This is a genomic window from Thermomonas sp. XSG (assembly GCF_014678725.1).
GTDB lineage: Bacteria > Pseudomonadota > Gammaproteobacteria > Xanthomonadales > Xanthomonadaceae > Thermomonas.
In genome coordinates this window covers 618640-633148 of record NZ_CP061497.1, presented here as the reverse complement: position 1 = coordinate 633148, position 14509 = coordinate 618640, and the positions used below count along the sequence as shown (strand labels likewise).

Genomic DNA, 14509 nt, shown 5'->3' with positions numbered 1-14509 from the left:
GGCAGCCGCCTGGACGCCGCTTCCGGATAGTTGGCGCTGCACGCGGGCCATTCGTCGCCGCTTTCCCGATTCCGTCCCGGATTCCGGCAGCTTCGTCGCGCGACGGTTGCCGGTGCCTGCTGCCGACAGCAACGTAGGCGCTCCAATCAGGCCCTTGGGAGCCCGACATGAAAGCGCTGCTGGCATTGCTGGTCTGGTGCGTGCTGTTCGTCCTGTGCTGGCCGCTTGCCTTGCTGGCCCTGGTCCTGTGGCCGCTGGTCTGGCTGATCGCGCTGCCGTTCCGGCTGGTGGGCATCACCTTCTCGGCGTTGTTCGCCTTCCTGCAGGCGGTGCTGTTCCTGCCGGCGCGCCTGCTGGGCTGGCGGCCCGGGCCCGGAACGGCAGCCGCCTGACGACCGCACCCAAGACCCGCAGCGATGCGGGTCTTCTGTTCTGGGCGCGGCAGCGGCTCTGCAGGGGCAGGTCGGGGTGTCGGCGGGAAATGCGGGTCATCCGCCGCTGACGGACGCGGCCCGGCGTCGGTTTTCCCGCATTCGCGCCGGTGGTTCCCGTCTTCGTCGCAACGCCGGGCCGGTTGCGCTGCCGGCTGCCTAGGATGGCGCCCGCCGGCTCCACTGGGGAGCCGGGTGCCCGCCGCTACCGGAATCCGCCATGCATCGTTTCGTCCGCCGCTCGCTGTTCGTGTTGACCGGTTTGCTGCTTGCCGCCGCCGTGACCGACGTGGCGAGTTACGACGCAAAGCCGTGGCTGGCGGACTACGCGCGGCTGAAGCGCGACATGGCGCAGGGCTACGCCAACCTGGACTGGATGGTGGAGCGCCGCGGGCTTGATCTGGTGGCGCTGGACCGCGACACCAGCGCTGCCCTGCAGGGCGCGCATGTAATGACCCAGCGGTTTCTGCACAGGTCAGGCTGCTAAAGCATAGGCCTCAGCAGGCGTCTTCATGCCCAGCGCCTGATGCGGACGCCGGTGGTTGTAGAACTGGATCCAGTCGCCGATCACCCGGATCGCGTGCTGCTGGCTCTCGAAGCGATGGCGGTGTGCACACTGCTCCTTCAGCGTGCGGATGACACGCTCGACCATGCCGTTTTGCTGCGGGCAATGCGGCGTGATGAACTCCTGCTGCAAGCCATAGCTGCGCACCAGCCGCGTGTAGTGGCGGCTGGTGAACACCAATCCATTGTCCGAGCGCAGCAGGAACGGCACGGGGACGCGCCCGAGCGTGCCGTAGCGGGTGATCAAGGCTTGCTCCAGGGCCACAGCGGCCGTGCTGGCCTTGCCGCTCCGCGAGAGCTGCCAGCCCAGCAACTGACGGGTGTGGCAATCGATGACGAGGGCCAGCGTCAGCCACCCATCCCGGCCGCCCCAGATGCGGCACAGATCGGTGGCCCAACGCTCATCGGGCCCCTGCGCGACCGATGGCAAGGCTTGGATGCGGGGCCGCCGACCCACCGCACGCTTGCGGACCTGCCAACCCTTGAGCTGGAAGATCCGTTGCACCGTGTTCTTGTTCATGCCCAGAAGTCCGGCCACCGTGCGGTAGCCGAACGATGGCTCCTCTTCGATCAGCGCCTTGATGGGATCCGCCAGCGCCGGTTTGACCGTCGGCGGCGCCTTCGTCGGCCGGTAATACACCGTACGCCGCGCCACCCCGAACCACCGGCACAACTTCACCATCGAGACCTCAAAGCCCTCCGCACGCAGTCCCTGCTGGATCGATAGCATCAGCTCTCGTCCTTGCCCAACAGGGACGCCAATTTTTTTCTGGCGCGCAGCTCCAGCATCGCCTCGCCATAGGCTTCCTGAAGCTCCTTGAGCTGCCGCTCGTACTGCTCCCGCACATCCTCGGGCTTCGCTCGCAGGGCGTTCTCCATGCCGCGCTTGGCGTCATCAACCCAGCTCTCGATCTCCGACGGCGTTAGATCGAACTGCCGGCTCGACTCGGCCACCGTCGTCTTCCCTTGGATGATCTCCAGCACCAACGCCGACTTCCGCCGCGCCGTCCAACGCTTGATCTCTTCTTCCATCACTTGGCTCATCGTGCTCTCCGTGAAAAGGTAGCACCTGAGCAGGAAATCACTGGGTCATTACACGCATTCGCATGTGCGGGCGTTCTTGGCGCTGCGCCGGTTCACCCGCGCCTTCGCCGATCCGCACCTGCGGCTGGTGCCGGGCAAGCGCGGCAACGCGACGCCGGCCACGGACGGCGCGGCAGCTGCCGATACGGCGGCTGCGGAGGCGGTCGATCCGCCTGCCGGCAAGGACTGCGGCGCCGCGGGTTACGAGGAGGGCGAGCACGCCTTCTGGTTCCCGTTCGCGTCAATGGCCGGCTGGACCCCGCTGCAGGGCGGCGACTTCCCGACCGGCCTGCTGGGCGACGTGGGCGTGCTGCGCATCGCGCAGTTCGGCGAGGACCAGTACGCCGGCGCCTGCGCGCAGGTGTTCCGCGCCGGCATGGGCGAGCGTGCGTTGCAGCTGGCCGTCCGCGAACTGCAGCAGCGCCGGCTGGTGCAGGCGATCCGCGAGCTGCAGCGGCGCGGTGCCCGCCGGCTGCTGGTGGACGTGTCCGGCAACGGCGGCGGCACCGAATGGGTGACCGAGGTGGTGGCGCTGTTGACCGACCGCGCACTGGCGCGCGCGGAGCCCCGGCTGCTGGCGCCGCGCTGCGACCGCTCCGCGATCTGGCGCGGTGCGCCGGCCCCCTGTCCGGTGCTGCAACCGGGCGCAGGGCGCGCCCGCCTGCAGGGCACCGGCGCATGGACCGGCCCGGTGCTGATCCTGGCCGATCGCCGCACCGGCTCGGCCTCGGAGGACTTCATCGCCTGGCTGCAGCAGAACCGGGTGGCGACGGTGCTGGGCGAAACCACTGCCGGCGCGGGCTGCGGCTACGTGGACGGCGGCAGCCGCACGCAGCTGACGGTCGCACCGTTCGACGTGCGGATGCCGAACTGCGCGCGCTTCCTGGACGACGGCACCAACGAGATCGAAGGCCTGCGACCGGACGTGGCCCTGCCGATGCAGTCCTCCGACGCCGCGGAGAAAGCGGGGGCGCTGCAGGCGGCGTTGGAAGCGGGCAACGGTCAACGCCGCGCGCCCTGAACGGCGGCGCGGGCCCGCATCCAGCCCTGTCATCGAATCGGACACCGGTTGGACTGGCCCGGGATTCCGGCGCAATGAAATCCGGGGGCTGCAATCCAGGGACGGGACGGGCTTCCGCGGGCCGGGTGGGTGATTGAAAATCGACTCTTTCCCGTCTCCAGTCTGGAAGGTTATGAACTACGTTGATCTGGTCGCCATTCTTGCGATCGCCCAGTTCGTGTTCTTCGGCGTGCTTGTCGGGCGCGCCCGCGGCAGGCATGGCGTCAAGGCCCCTGCCGTGACCGGCCATGAGCTGTTCGAACGCACCTATCGCGTGCAGATGAACACGCTGGAGCTGCTGGTGGCGTTCCTGCCGCTGCTGTTCATTGCCGCGAAATACTGGCCGCAGGCCTGGGTTGCGGCAGTCGGCGCGGTCTTCGTGGCAGGGCGGTTTGTCTACTGGCGCAGCTACGTGGCAGCGCCTGCCAGCCGCAGTCTGGGGTTCGGGCTTTCCATCATGCCGGTGATGGCGCTGCTGCTGGGTGTGCTGGTGGCCCTCGTCGGCGGCGTTGCGAGCAAGTAAGCAGGCCGTTGCCGCGGGCCGTGTGATTGCGCCAGGTCTCCCCGGGCAATCACGCGACCTGCGCAGCTGCGTGCGCGAACTCACGCGCCATTGAGCCCGCGGCACGGACACTGGCATCCGATCTCACGGAGCAGGGCGATGCTGTTTCCTTACGCAGGGCTTGCGGGCCAGATGATGCATATGGCGCTGCAGGCGCCATTGGTGATGGCGGCGCGGATGGGGGACTGGATGGTGCCGATGGTGCCGCCGTCCGCACGGACCCGCCGCGAAGCCAGCCGGATGGTGCTGGAGAAGCAGGCCGCAGCGGTGGAAAGCTGGGCGGCATTGGGTCACCACGCGCTGCAGGCATGGGCGCAATGCCTGCTGGGACAGCCGTTGAGCCCCGCCCAGATCGAGCGCGCCGCCCGCGCCGTGCTGGTGCCCTACGCCAGGCGGGTGGACGCCAATGCCGCGCGCCTGGGACGGCGTCGGCACTGAGCGGGCTGCTGGCTGCTTCACGCAGGTCACACCGGCGCTGTCGCAGGCTGGCACCAGCGCCACGCCGCGCACGTGCCACGCACGCTGCAGCGCGTGGCGGCCCACTCATCGAATGGACCCGCCATGCCAGATCCGCATCATCCGCAGGACGTGCCGGAAACCCCGGTTGCACCGTTCAAGATGCCCGACAACTCCACTGCCACCCCGTCCAGCGGGATTGCGCGCACCGCGCAGATCCTGGGCTTCCTGCTGAAGTACCGCCGTGCCGGCGTGTTCGCGGGACTGGATGGGTATCTCGGCGAAGCCCCCGCCGTGCAGTCTGACAGCGAGGCCGGGCCCGAGGCCTTCGTGGATGACCTGGAGGCACTGGGTCCCACCTTCATCAAGCTGGGGCAGGCGCTCTCCACCCGGCCCGACATGTTGCCGCCGGAGTATCTGGTCGCGCTGGAGCGCATCCAGGACGATGTGTCACCCATGCCGGTGGAGGACGTGCGCGCGCTGGTGGAGGAGGCGCTGGGCGTGAAGCTGTCGCAGGCGTTCGCCGACTTCGACCCCGAGCCGCTGGGCGCCGCCTCGCTGGCCCAGGTGCACCGCGCCCGCCTGCGTGACGGCCGCCCGGTGGCGGTCAAGGTGCAGCGCCCCGGCGTGCTGCAGGCCATCGTGGCCGATCTGGATGCGATGGCGGACATTGCCGCGCGCGCCGACCGCTGGACCGACGTGGGGCGTCGCGTGGGCTTCGCCGACTGGGTGCACGAATTCCGCAAGTCGCTGCTGGCCGAGCTCGACTACCGGGTGGAGGCCGACAACCTGGTGCGCTTCGGCACCCATTTCGCGGACTACCCCGAGATCGTCGTGCCGCAGCCGGTGTGGGATTACACCCGCGAGCGGGTGCTGACCATGGATCTTGCGGACGGCATCAAGGTCACCGACATCACCGGCCTGCGCCGCACCGAGCAGGACCTGGGCGCGCTGGCCGAGGCGGTGATGCGCGCCTATCTCGACATGGTGTTCGTGCATGGCGAGGTGCACGCCGACCCGCATCCGGGCAACGTGCTGCTCACCCGCGACAACCGCATCGCGCTGCTGGACCTGGGCATGGTGGCGCACATCCCGCCGCGCCGCCGCGAGCAGCTGTTGAAGCTGCTGTTCGCCGCGGTGGACGGGCGCGGCGAGGACGTGGCCGCCGAGGCCATCGCCATGGGCACGCGGCTGGAAGGCTTCGACAGCGAGCGCTACCACCGCGAAGTGGGGCAGATGATCGCCCGCTACGCCGCGTTGACTGGCGGTCGCTCCCACCCCGAAGGCCGGATGGTGCTGGACCTGGTCCTGCTGGGCAGCGCATGTGGCCTGCGCACCCCGCCGGAACTGAGCCTGCTGGGCAAGACGCTGCTCAACCTGGAAGCCGTCTGCAACGGGCTGGACCCGCAGCTGGACGTCAAGCAGGTGGTCGAGGACCACCTGGAACAGGTCATGCGGCAGCGGCTCAAGAAATCGTTCTCGCCCGCCAATCTGGCCAGCGAGGCGATGGAGCTGCAGGCGCTGGTGCGCGGCGCGCCGCGACGGGTCTCCGACATCCTCGGCCTGCTGGCCGACAACCGGCTGCAGGTGAAGGTCACCGGGCTGGAGGAATCCCGGCTGATGGAGAACATGCAGAAGATCGCCAACCGGATCAGCACCGGCATCATCGTGGCCGCGCTGATCCTGGCCTCGGCCATGCTGATGCGCCACGAAGGTGGCGCCCGCCTGCTCGGCTATCCGGCGATCGCGCTGGTCTTCTTCATCGTGGCGGCCGTGCTGGGGCTGGGCATCGTGGTCAGTGCGCTGCTGCGCGACCGGCGGGCCAAGCCGAAGGAAACGCCGGGCACGGGCTGAGACGTCGCGGTCGAAATCAGAAAGGGCGCGTTGCCGCCGGTGCGGGCGCGAATGTCCCCCGATGCCGACATGGCGTCGGCCTCTCCTCCTTGATTTCGCGCCCGCGCCGGCGGCAACGCGCCTCCGGTTCCCCCAAAAAAAACAAAGGCCCGCTTCCCGAAGGAAGCGGGCCTTTGCACATCACCTCATGGCAGGGTGCGCAGGGTGGGCTCGCGCGCCCACTGCCGCACCTTGGCTGCGGCAACGAAGCCTGCGGTGTCCTCGGGCTCCACCACGCCGGCATCCGGCTTGATGCCGGCGGCCTTGAAGATGTGCGCGCGGGTGCCGCCACAGGCGGCAATCGCCTTGAGGTGGCCGAAGGCGTCGCGGAAGAAGTCGATCACCGCGCTTTCCTTCGCCAGTTTCTTGGCCTCGTCCAGCGACAGCACGCTGCCCACCGCGTCGAAGACCAGCGACGGCATGCCGTCGACCTTGCCGTCCAGGCGCCGGCGCTTGCCGTCGGAGAGCGCCACGTGCAGCTTGGGGCCGATCAGCTTGACCTGCGCGCCGGCCTTCTCCGCAGCCTTGCGCAGCGCGTTGACCTGCGCGACGTCGCTGCCTTCGGACACCAGGATGCCCACCGCGCGTCCCTGCAGCGTGTCCTTGGCGTTGCGCAGGATGGACAGGGCCGGGGAGGGCGGCATGTCGATCGGTTCACGCGCCGGCGGGATGCGCGCCGGCAGCGGCATCCCCAGGCCGTCGGCGACGCGCTGCGCCAGCGCCTCATCGATGTTGCGTGCCTGGGCCACGGTGCGCACGATGATGTGCTCGTTCTCCACCTTCGACAGCTCGAACACCAGCGCGGACACCACGTGCGCCCTTTCGATGTCGGTCAGGCTGTTCCAGAACATGCGCGGCTGGCTGAAGTGGTCGGCGAACAGCTCGGCGCGGATGCGCTGCTTGCCGTCTTCCCCGGCGGCGGCGCGGAAACTGCGGAAACCGGCCGCGGTTTCCCGCGCGGTGGCGTCGCCCGGCTGCGAAAGCGAATTGGGCTCGTAGGCGGCGCGGCCCTTGGGCACCATCGTCTGCATGTGGCCGTCGCGCTGGTGGTTGGCGAACGGGCACTTGGGCGCGTTGATCGGAAGATGGGTGAAGTTCGGCCCACCCAGGCGCAGCAGCTGCGTATCGAGGTAGGAGAACAGGCGCCCCTGCAGCAGCGGATCGTCGGAGAAATCGATGCCGGGGATCATGTTGGCCGGGCAGAAGGCCACCTGCTCGGTCTCGGCGAAGAAGTTGTCGGGCCAGCGGTCCAGCACCATGGTGCCGATCAGTTGCACCGGCACCAGTTCCTCGGGGATCAGCTTGGTGGCGTCCAGGTGGTCGAACGGGAATTCGGCCGCCTGTTCCTCGGTGAACAGCTGCACCCCCAGGTCCCATGCCGGGAAGTCGCCGGCCTGGATCGCCTCGAACAGGTCGCGGCGATGGAAGTCATTGTCGGCGTGCTGGATCTTCATGTGTTCGTCCCAGATGTGCGACTGCACGCCCAGGTGCGGCCGCCAGTGGAACTTCACGAAGGTCGAGCGCCCGTCCTTGTCCACCAGGCGGAAGGTGTGGATGCCGAAGCCTTCGATCATCCGCAGGCTGCGCGGCAGGCCGCGGTCCGACATCGCCCACAGGGTCATGTGCCAGGTTTCCGGGGTGAGCGACACGAAGTCCCAGAAGGTGTCATGGGCGCTGGCGGCCTGCGGGAAGGCGCGATCGGGCTCCATCTTCAGGGCGTGGACGAGATCCGGGAACTTCATCGCGTCCTGGATGGCGAACACGGGGAAGTCGTTGCCCACCAGGTCGAAGTTGCCTTCCTGCGTGTAGAACTTCACCGCGAAGCCGCGCACATCGCGCGGGGTGTCCACGCTGCCGGCGCCGCCGGCGACCGTGGAGAAGCGGGCGAACACCGGCGTGCGCACCTTGGTCTCGGTGAGCAGGCGCGCGGTGGTGTATTTCGCCAGCGATTTGTTGAGCTGGAAATAGCCGTGGGCACCGGAGCCGCGCGCGTGCACGACGCGTTCGGGAATGCGCTCGTGGTCGAAGTGGGTGATCTTCTCGCGGAGGATGAAATCCTCCAGCAGCGTCGGCCCGCGCTCGAAGGCGCGCAGCGAATTCTGGTTGTCCGAGACCGGGATGCCCTGGGCGGTGGTCAACGTGTCGTAGCGGTCCTCGGCCTGTTGGCGGGGTTCACCGCCGTTGCCGCGGCGCGACGGCGTGTCGGCCTTGCGCGGTTTCTGCTCGGGGCGGGCGGGGGTCTTCCTGGTGGCCATGCGCGTTTCCTTGGCGGGGGAGTTCCCAAGGGTCCGCCACGGCATGTGAAGCGGGGGAAACGACGCGGGTCGTTGACGTTGTTTGCACGCGGCACGCCGGCTAATCGCCGCTGCGGCGAGGCCGGAGCACAGCGAACCCCATGGACCTGAAAAGCGGTTATCCCTTCTGGGCGGTCAGCAATGGACTGCTGCACGCCTTCCCGCCGCTGGCGCGGGACACCCACTGCGACGTGGCCATCATGGGCGCGGGCATCACCGGCGCCCTGATCGCCAGCGAGTTGGCCGACCATGGCCATTCCGTGTGCGTGCTGGACGCGCGCGACGTGGGCTGGGGCAGCACCGCCGCCAGCACGGCGATGCTGCAGTACGAGATCGACACCCACATGACCGACCTGCGCGACCGCTACGGCGAGGCCGACGCGGTGCTGGCCTACCGCAGCTGCGTGGAGGCCATCGACCGTCTGCAGGATGTGTCGCGATACGCCGGCAACGTCGGCTTCGCGCGGGCCCGCAGCCTGTATTTCGCCAGCCGCCGGCGCGACTTGCCGTCGCTGCGATCGGAATTCGCAATGCGGCGGCAACATGGCCTGGATGTCGCCTGGCTGGACGCCGGGCGGGTGCGCGAGCGCTTCGGGTTCGACGCGCCCGCCGCGATCCTGTCCGCCGACGCCGCGCGCGTGGATCCCTACCGCTTGGCCTACCGTCTGCTGGTGAAACTGGAGCGGCGCGGGGTGGCGGTGCACGACCGCACCACCGTGGTGCGCTTCACCCCGCGCGTGCGCGGCGTGGAACTGGAGTGCGCCGACGGCACCCTCGTGAAGGCGAAGTATCTGGTGATGGCCACCGGCTACCAGGCGCAGGGCCTGATCGACCGCAAGGTGGCGGTCAACCGCAGCAGCTATGCCTTCGTCACCGATCCCATCGACCCGGACCTGCTGGGCCCGCTGCGCCACACGCTGGTCTGGGAAACCGCGCGGCCCTATCTGTACCTGCGCACCACCAGCGACGGCCGCCTGCTGGTGGGGGGAGAAGACGACGCGATCGATATCCCCGCCCGCCGCGATGCCGTAGTGGATCGCAGGGCGCGCAAACTGGCCAAACGGGTCGCCGCGATGCTCCCGCACCTGCCGGTCACGCCCGCGTTCGCGTGGGGTGGCACCTTTGCCGAAACCGAAGACGGCCTGCCGTGGTTCGGGCCGCACCCACAGCACGGCCCGCGGGTGCTCTTCGCGATGGCCTACGGCGGCAACGGCATCACCTATTCGATGCTGGGTGCCGGCCTGCTGCGCGCCATCATCGAGCGCCGCAAGCATCCGCTGGGGGCGCTGTTCGGCTTCGAGCGCGCCGCGCGCTGATCCGCCTCAGCCGCGGGTGGCCAGACGCTGGCCCAGGCGCACGGGGGATTCCGCATGCAGGTCGGGGCTGAGCGTGGCCACGCCCGGGGGCAGCAGCACGATCACGGTGCTGCCGTAGTTGAAACGCGCCATTTCCGCGAAGCGTTCCAGGGTGATGCCCTTGCCGCGGTAGTCCTTGCGGGTGATGGCATCGCCGTAGGCGGGGATCTCCACGCCGCTCCACACGGTTTCCACGCCGGAGACCAGCAGCGCGCCCACCATCACCTGCACCATCGGGCCGAAGTCGGTATCGAAATGGCAGACCAGCCGCTCGTTGCGGGCGAACAGGCCGGACACGCTGGCCACCGCGTCGGTGCCCACCGAGAACAGCCGGCCGGGGACGTGCACGGTTTCGCGCAGGGTGCCGGTCCACGGCATGTGCACGCGGTGGTAGTCGCGCGGCGACAGATACACGGTGGCGAAGCTGCCGTCGCGGAACGGCGCGGCATCGGCCTCGCTGCCCAGCAGCTGGGCAGCGGTGAAGCCCTGGCCCTTGGCCTGGAAGATGCGGCCATCGACAATCGCGCCGCACTGGCTGATATGGCCGTCGGCCGGCATCAGCAGGGCGCGCGGGTCGGCATCGGGCGTGCGCGCGCCGGGCTTCAACGCACGGGTGAAGAAGGCGTTGAAGCTGGGATAGGCGGTGGGGTCAGGCTCCGCCGCTTCCGACAGGTCCACGCCGAACCGGCGGGTGACGGTGTCGATCAGCCACTGCTTGAGCCCGCGGTTGGTGGAATAGGCCAGTCGGCGCGCCAGCGAGGACAGCAGGCGGTGCGGCAGCACGTAGGTGAGGGCGGTGAGCGGGCTCATCGGGCGGCCTTGGTCAGCATTTCAAGGTCGGCGGCAATGCCCTTCACGTCGAACGGCGGCTGGGTCACCCCGGCCATGCGCGCCTGCGGATCCAGCAGCACCAGCGCGGCGCTGTGGTCGATGCTGTAGTCGGCCGGATCGCCGCTGGCGCCGGGTACCTTCATGAACACCAGCGACAGCGAGCGGGCGAACGCCTCCAGCTGCGGCAGCGGCGCGGTGGCGGCCAGTGAGTCGGGGTGAAAGGCCCGGGCATACTGGGCCACCAGCTGCGGGGTGTCGCGCTCCGGATCGGCCGAGACGAACAGCACGCGCGGGCGGATGTCCGCGGACAGCGCCGCCCATTGCTTCTGCGCCCCGGCCAGTTCGGCCAGGGTGGTAGGGCAGACGTCCGGGCAGTGGGTGAAGCCCAGGAACACCACGGTCCAGTGGCCCTTCAGGCTGTCCTGCGTCAGCGGCTGGCCGCTTTCCTGCTGCAGCGCAAAGGCCGGCAGCTCGCGCGGGGTAGGCAGCAGGGTCACCGCGTGGGTGGCGGGCAGCGCGGGCGCGGCCGGCGTGTGCAGGCGCTGCGAGGCCCACAGCCCCAGCCCGGCGGCGAGGACGGCGACGATCAACACGGGGACAAGGCGTCGGGACATGAACGTCTGGCATGGAAGCGGCCCGCCATGATACCGGGGTGCCACCGCTATACTTCAGCGCCTTGCCCAGCTGTTGCCGCCATGTCCCAGGAACTGCAGACCATCATCGACCTGATCCGCTACGGCGCCAGCCGGTTCAACGCGGCGGGGCTGACCTTCGGCCACAGCTTCGACAACGCGCTGGACGAGGCGACCCAGCTGACCCTGCACGCCCTGCACCTGCCGCACGACCTGTCGCCGGTGTACGGCAACGCCCGCGTCACCGAGGCGGAAAAGGAAGAGGTGCTGGGCCTGTTCCTGCGCCGCATCGAAGAGCGCATCCCGGCCTGCTACCTGACCGGCGAGGCCTGGTTCGCCGGCCTGAGCTTCAAGTCCGACAAGCGCGCGCTGGTGCCGCGCTCGCCGATCGCAGAGCTGATCGAGTCCGGCTTCCAGCCGTGGCTGGGCGACCGCGATGTGCGCCGCGCGCTGGATCTGTGCACCGGCTCCGGCTGCATTGCGATCGCGATGGCGCACTACAACCCGGACTGGCACGTGGACGGCGTGGACATCAGCGACGACGCGCTGGCGCTGTCGCGCGAGAATGAAAAACGCCTGCACGTGCAGAACGTGCGCTTCCTGAAGTCCGACCTGTTCGCCGGCCTGGTGGGCGAGCGCTACGACCTGATCGTCACCAACCCGCCCTACGTCACCAACGACGAAACCGACGCGCTGCCGCGCGAATACGCGCACGAGCCGGAGCTGGGCCTGCGTGCCGGCGACGACGGCCTGGACCTGTGCCTGCGCATCCTGCGCGATGCGCCGCTGCACCTGTCGGAAGACGGCCTGCTGATCTGCGAAGTGGGCGAGGCCGAGCAGGCGCTTGTCAAGCTGCTGCCGGAACTGCCGCTGGCGTGGGTGGAGTTCAAGGTCGGGCAGATGGGCATCTTCGTGGCCGAGTGCGCCGACCTGATCGAGCACAACGCCCGCATCACCCAGCTGGCCGCCGCGCGTGAAGCGGGCACCCCGCCGGCGGGGCTGTTCTGATTCGATGAACACCTTCGGCCAACTGCTGCGCGTCACCACCTTCGGCGAATCGCACGGGCCGGCCATCGGCTGCGTCCTCGACGGCTGCCCGCCGGGCATTGCCATCGCACCGGAAGACTTCGCCCACGACCTCGCGCGGCGTGCTACCGGCAAGACCCGGCATACCTCGGCGCGACACGAGGCGGACGAGGTGGAGATCCTCTCCGGCGTGTATGAGGGTGTCACCACCGGCACCCCGATTGCCCTGCTGATCCGCAATACCGACCAGCGCAGCAAGGACTACAGCGCCATTGCCGCGCAGTTCCGTCCCGGCCACGCCGACTACAGCTACTGGCAGAAGTACGGCATCCGCGACCCGCGTGGCGGCGGGCGTTCCAGTGCGCGCGAGACGACGATGCGGGTGGCCGCGGCGGTCATCGCCAAGAAGTGGCTGGCGCAGCGCGGCGTGAGCGTGCGCGGCTGCATGACCCAGATCGGCGATGTCGTGCCGCGCTCGCATGACTGGAGCGCGGTCGAAGGCAACCCGTTCTTCTGGCCCTGCGCGGAGCAGATGCCAGAACTTGAAAGCTACATGGACGCGCTGCGCAAGTCCGGCGATTCGGTCGGCGCGCGCGTGCTGGTGGTGGCCGACGGCGTGCCGCCGGGCTGGGGCGAGCCGATCTACGGAAAACTCGATGGCGAGCTGGCGGCGGCGATGATGTCGATCAACGCGGTCAAGGGCGTGGAGATCGGCGACGGCTTTGCCTCCGTCGCTTCGAGAGGCAGCGAGCACCGCGACGTGATGACGCCGGCGGGTTTCCTGTCCAACCATGCGGGCGGCATCCTCGGCGGCATCTCCACCGGCCAGCAGATTTCGGTGTCGGTGGCGTTCAAACCGACCTCCAGCCTGCGCCTGCCGGTGCAGGGACTGGACGTGGACGGCAACGTGGTGGACGTGGTCACCACCGGCCGCCACGACCCCTGCGTCGGCATCCGCGCCACCCCCATCTGCGAGGCGATGCTGGCGCTGGTGTTGATGGACCAGGCGCTGCGCCACCGCGCGCAGTGCGGCGACGTCGGCGAGGTCGCGCCGCGCATCGCGGGTACCACCTCCGTTACCGACACCAAACGATAGCGGCGCGCCGCCGGCTTGGCCCCCACGGGCAGCAGCGCGCCGCAGCAGGCAAGTCCAACCCCAATCCATGCTGTAGGAGCGCACCGCAGGGGCGCGACCGGGCCCGGTGCCATCGCGCCCCTGCGGTGCGCTCCTACAAGTTCCAGGAGCTTCCAGATGAGCAAGCAATACAAGGTGGCCGTGGTCGGCGCGACCGGCGCGGTCGGCGAGACGATGCTGTCGATCCTGGCCGAGCGCAACTTCCCGGTCGGCGAACTGGTGGCGCTGGCCAGCGAGCGCTCGGCCGGCGGCAAGGTCGAGTTCGGCGACGAAGATCTGGTGGTGCAGGACCTGGCGACGTTCGACCCCTCGGGCGTCGACATCGCGCTGTTCTCCGCCGGTGGCTCGGTGTCGAACGAGTACGCGCCGAAGTTCGCCGCCGCCGGCGCGGTGGTGATCGACAACTCCTCCACCTTCCGCTACGACGACGACGTGCCGCTGGTGGTCAGCGAGGTGAATCCGGAGCAGGTGCGCAACCGCCCGCGCGGCATCATCGCCAATCCCAACTGCTCCACCATGCAGCTGATGCCGGTGCTGGCGCCGATCCACAAGCGGTACGGCATCGAGCGCGTCAACGTGGCCACCTACCAGTCGGTTTCCGGCGGTGGCCGCAGCGCGATGGAGGAACTGGGCCGGCAGACCGCAGCGCTGCTCAGCTTCCAGGACCCGGCGCCGTCGAAGTTCCCGGTGCAAATCGCGTTCAACCTGATCCCGCACATCGACGAGTTCCAGCCCAACGGCTACACCAAAGAAGAGATGAAGCTGGTGTGGGAGACGCAGAAGATCCTCGGCGATGCGTCGATCCAGGTGAACCCCACCGCGGTGCGCGTGCCGGTGTTCTTCGGCCACTCGGAAGCGGTGAACATCGAGACGAAGAAGAAGATCACTCCCGACGAGGCGCGCGCGTTGCTGCGCGAGGCGCCCGGCGTGGAAGTGGTGGATGAGCACAAGGCTGGCTGTTACCCGACGCCGGTGACCCACGCCTCGGGCAAGGACCCGGTGTTCGTCGGCCGCATCCGCGAGGACCTGTCGCATCCGCGCGGGCTCAACCTGTGGGTGGTGGCCGACAACATCCGCAAGGGCGCGGCCCTCAACGCGGTGCAGATCGCCGAACTGCTGGTGGCCGAAGGCTTGCCGCCGAAGGCCGCGCGCAGCTAGAGTCACGGCGCCAAGGGCGGGGGATGGAG

15 protein-coding genes are annotated in these 14509 nt (G+C 69.1%); 10 read left to right on the top strand and 5 right to left on the bottom strand.

Annotated elements, in window-relative coordinates; translation table 11 throughout:
• The first annotated feature begins 167 nt into the window (after positions 1-167).
• Both ICG51_RS02915 and ICG51_RS02910 read left to right on the top strand, forming a co-directional pair.
• The gene (locus ICG51_RS02915) at positions 168-392 is read left to right on the top strand and encodes a hypothetical protein (protein ID WP_190281567.1); all 225 of its coding nucleotides are present in this window, start codon (positions 168-170) and stop codon (positions 390-392) included.
• 259 nt (positions 393-651) lie between these two features.
• Entirely contained in the window at positions 652-918 is a 267-nt protein-coding gene (locus ICG51_RS02910; RefSeq protein ID WP_190281566.1) for a hypothetical protein, read from the top strand.
• Here ICG51_RS02910 and ICG51_RS02905 read toward each other — a convergent pair.
• Together ICG51_RS02905 and ICG51_RS02900 are read right to left on the bottom strand one after the other, a co-directional pair.
• On the bottom strand, positions 907-1725 hold the full coding sequence (locus ICG51_RS02905) for an IS3 family transposase (protein WP_223809406.1): 819 nt from the start codon (positions 1723-1725) through the stop codon (positions 907-909). The genes ICG51_RS02910 and ICG51_RS02905 overlap by 12 nt on opposite strands.
• Complete coding sequence (locus ICG51_RS02900; RefSeq protein ID WP_180883440.1) at positions 1725-2039, bottom strand: DUF1153 domain-containing protein; 315 nt, start codon at positions 2037-2039, stop codon at positions 1725-1727. The genes ICG51_RS02905 and ICG51_RS02900 overlap by 1 nt, the downstream gene beginning before the upstream one ends.
• 64 nt (positions 2040-2103) lie before the next feature.
• On the opposite strand from ICG51_RS02900, the gene ICG51_RS02895 reads away from it, so the two are divergent.
• The 4 genes from ICG51_RS02895 (at position 2104) to ICG51_RS02880 (ending at position 6010) form a co-directional block, all read left to right on the top strand.
• Entirely contained in the window at positions 2104-3099 is a 996-nt protein-coding gene (locus tag ICG51_RS02895) for a S41 family peptidase (RefSeq protein ID WP_190281565.1), read from the top strand.
• 172 nt (positions 3100-3271) lie between these two features.
• The gene (locus ICG51_RS02890) at positions 3272-3661 is read left to right on the top strand and encodes an MAPEG family protein (RefSeq protein WP_190281564.1); all 390 of its coding nucleotides are present in this window, start codon (positions 3272-3274) and stop codon (positions 3659-3661) included.
• Positions 3662-3799: 138 nt separating this feature from the next.
• The gene (locus ICG51_RS02885; RefSeq protein WP_190281563.1) at positions 3800-4138 is read left to right on the top strand and encodes a hypothetical protein; all 339 of its coding nucleotides are present in this window, start codon (positions 3800-3802) and stop codon (positions 4136-4138) included.
• Positions 4139-4318: 180 nt separating this feature from the next.
• The gene (locus ICG51_RS02880) at positions 4319-6010 is read left to right on the top strand and encodes an AarF/UbiB family protein (protein ID WP_223809553.1); all 1692 of its coding nucleotides are present in this window, start codon (positions 4319-4321) and stop codon (positions 6008-6010) included.
• 185 nt (positions 6011-6195) lie between these two features.
• Here the strand turns inward: ICG51_RS02880 and ICG51_RS02875 are convergent, their stop codons facing one another.
• Positions 6196-8304: a catalase gene (locus tag ICG51_RS02875; RefSeq protein WP_190281561.1), complete on the bottom strand. Its 2109-nt coding sequence runs from the start codon at positions 8302-8304 to the stop codon at positions 6196-6198.
• Between the two features lie 140 nt (positions 8305-8444).
• Between ICG51_RS02875 and ICG51_RS02870 the strand changes: the two genes are divergently transcribed.
• Entirely contained in the window at positions 8445-9659 is a 1215-nt protein-coding gene (locus ICG51_RS02870) for an FAD-dependent oxidoreductase (RefSeq protein WP_190281560.1), read from the top strand.
• Between the two features lie 6 nt (positions 9660-9665).
• Here the strand turns inward: ICG51_RS02870 and asd are convergent, their stop codons facing one another.
• Together asd and ICG51_RS02860 are read right to left on the bottom strand one after the other, a co-directional pair.
• Positions 9666-10508: an archaetidylserine decarboxylase gene (gene asd / locus ICG51_RS02865; protein ID WP_190281559.1), complete on the bottom strand. Its 843-nt coding sequence runs from the start codon at positions 10506-10508 to the stop codon at positions 9666-9668.
• The gene (locus tag ICG51_RS02860; RefSeq protein WP_190281558.1) at positions 10505-11143 is read right to left on the bottom strand and encodes an SCO family protein; all 639 of its coding nucleotides are present in this window, start codon (positions 11141-11143) and stop codon (positions 10505-10507) included. The genes asd and ICG51_RS02860 overlap by 4 nt, the downstream gene beginning before the upstream one ends.
• A gap of 81 nt (positions 11144-11224) precedes the next feature.
• Between ICG51_RS02860 and prmB the strand changes: the two genes are divergently transcribed.
• The 3 genes from prmB to ICG51_RS02845 all read left to right on the top strand — a co-directional run bounded on the left by prmB (position 11225) and on the right by ICG51_RS02845 (position 14480).
• Entirely contained in the window at positions 11225-12169 is a 945-nt protein-coding gene (gene prmB, locus ICG51_RS02855) for a 50S ribosomal protein L3 N(5)-glutamine methyltransferase (RefSeq protein ID WP_223809503.1), read from the top strand.
• Positions 12170-12173: 4 nt separating this feature from the next.
• Positions 12174-13283, top strand: coding sequence for a chorismate synthase (aroC, locus tag ICG51_RS02850; RefSeq protein ID WP_190281556.1), 1110 nt, complete (start codon positions 12174-12176; stop codon positions 13281-13283).
• Between the two features lie 156 nt (positions 13284-13439).
• Positions 13440-14480: an aspartate-semialdehyde dehydrogenase gene (locus tag ICG51_RS02845; protein ID WP_190281555.1), complete on the top strand. Its 1041-nt coding sequence runs from the start codon at positions 13440-13442 to the stop codon at positions 14478-14480.
• Positions 14481-14509 lie beyond the last annotated feature (29 nt).

Coding starts and splice junctions, on each gene's coding strand:
- ICG51_RS02915 (WP_190281567.1), top strand. CDS start 168: ATGAAAGCGCTGCTGGCATTGCTGGTCTGGTGCGTGCTGTTCGTCCTG.
- ICG51_RS02910 (WP_190281566.1), top strand. CDS start 652: ATGCATCGTTTCGTCCGCCGCTCGCTGTTCGTGTTGACCGGTTTGCTG.
- ICG51_RS02905 (WP_223809406.1), bottom strand. CDS start 1,725: ATGCTATCGATCCAGCAGGGACTGCGTGCGGAGGGCTTTGAGGTCTCG.
- ICG51_RS02900 (WP_180883440.1), bottom strand. CDS start 2,039: ATGAGCCAAGTGATGGAAGAAGAGATCAAGCGTTGGACGGCGCGGCGG.
- ICG51_RS02890 (WP_190281564.1), top strand. CDS start 3,272: ATGAACTACGTTGATCTGGTCGCCATTCTTGCGATCGCCCAGTTCGTG.
- ICG51_RS02885 (WP_190281563.1), top strand. CDS start 3,800: ATGCTGTTTCCTTACGCAGGGCTTGCGGGCCAGATGATGCATATGGCG.
- ICG51_RS02880 (WP_223809553.1), top strand. CDS start 4,319: ATGCCCGACAACTCCACTGCCACCCCGTCCAGCGGGATTGCGCGCACC.
- ICG51_RS02875 (WP_190281561.1), bottom strand. CDS start 8,304: ATGGCCACCAGGAAGACCCCCGCCCGCCCCGAGCAGAAACCGCGCAAG.
- ICG51_RS02870 (WP_190281560.1), top strand. CDS start 8,445: ATGGACCTGAAAAGCGGTTATCCCTTCTGGGCGGTCAGCAATGGACTG.
- asd (WP_190281559.1), bottom strand. CDS start 10,508: ATGAGCCCGCTCACCGCCCTCACCTACGTGCTGCCGCACCGCCTGCTG.
- ICG51_RS02860 (WP_190281558.1), bottom strand. CDS start 11,143: ATGTCCCGACGCCTTGTCCCCGTGTTGATCGTCGCCGTCCTCGCCGCC.
- prmB (WP_223809503.1), top strand. CDS start 11,225: ATGTCCCAGGAACTGCAGACCATCATCGACCTGATCCGCTACGGCGCC.
- aroC (WP_190281556.1), top strand. CDS start 12,174: ATGAACACCTTCGGCCAACTGCTGCGCGTCACCACCTTCGGCGAATCG.
- ICG51_RS02845 (WP_190281555.1), top strand. CDS start 13,440: ATGAGCAAGCAATACAAGGTGGCCGTGGTCGGCGCGACCGGCGCGGTC.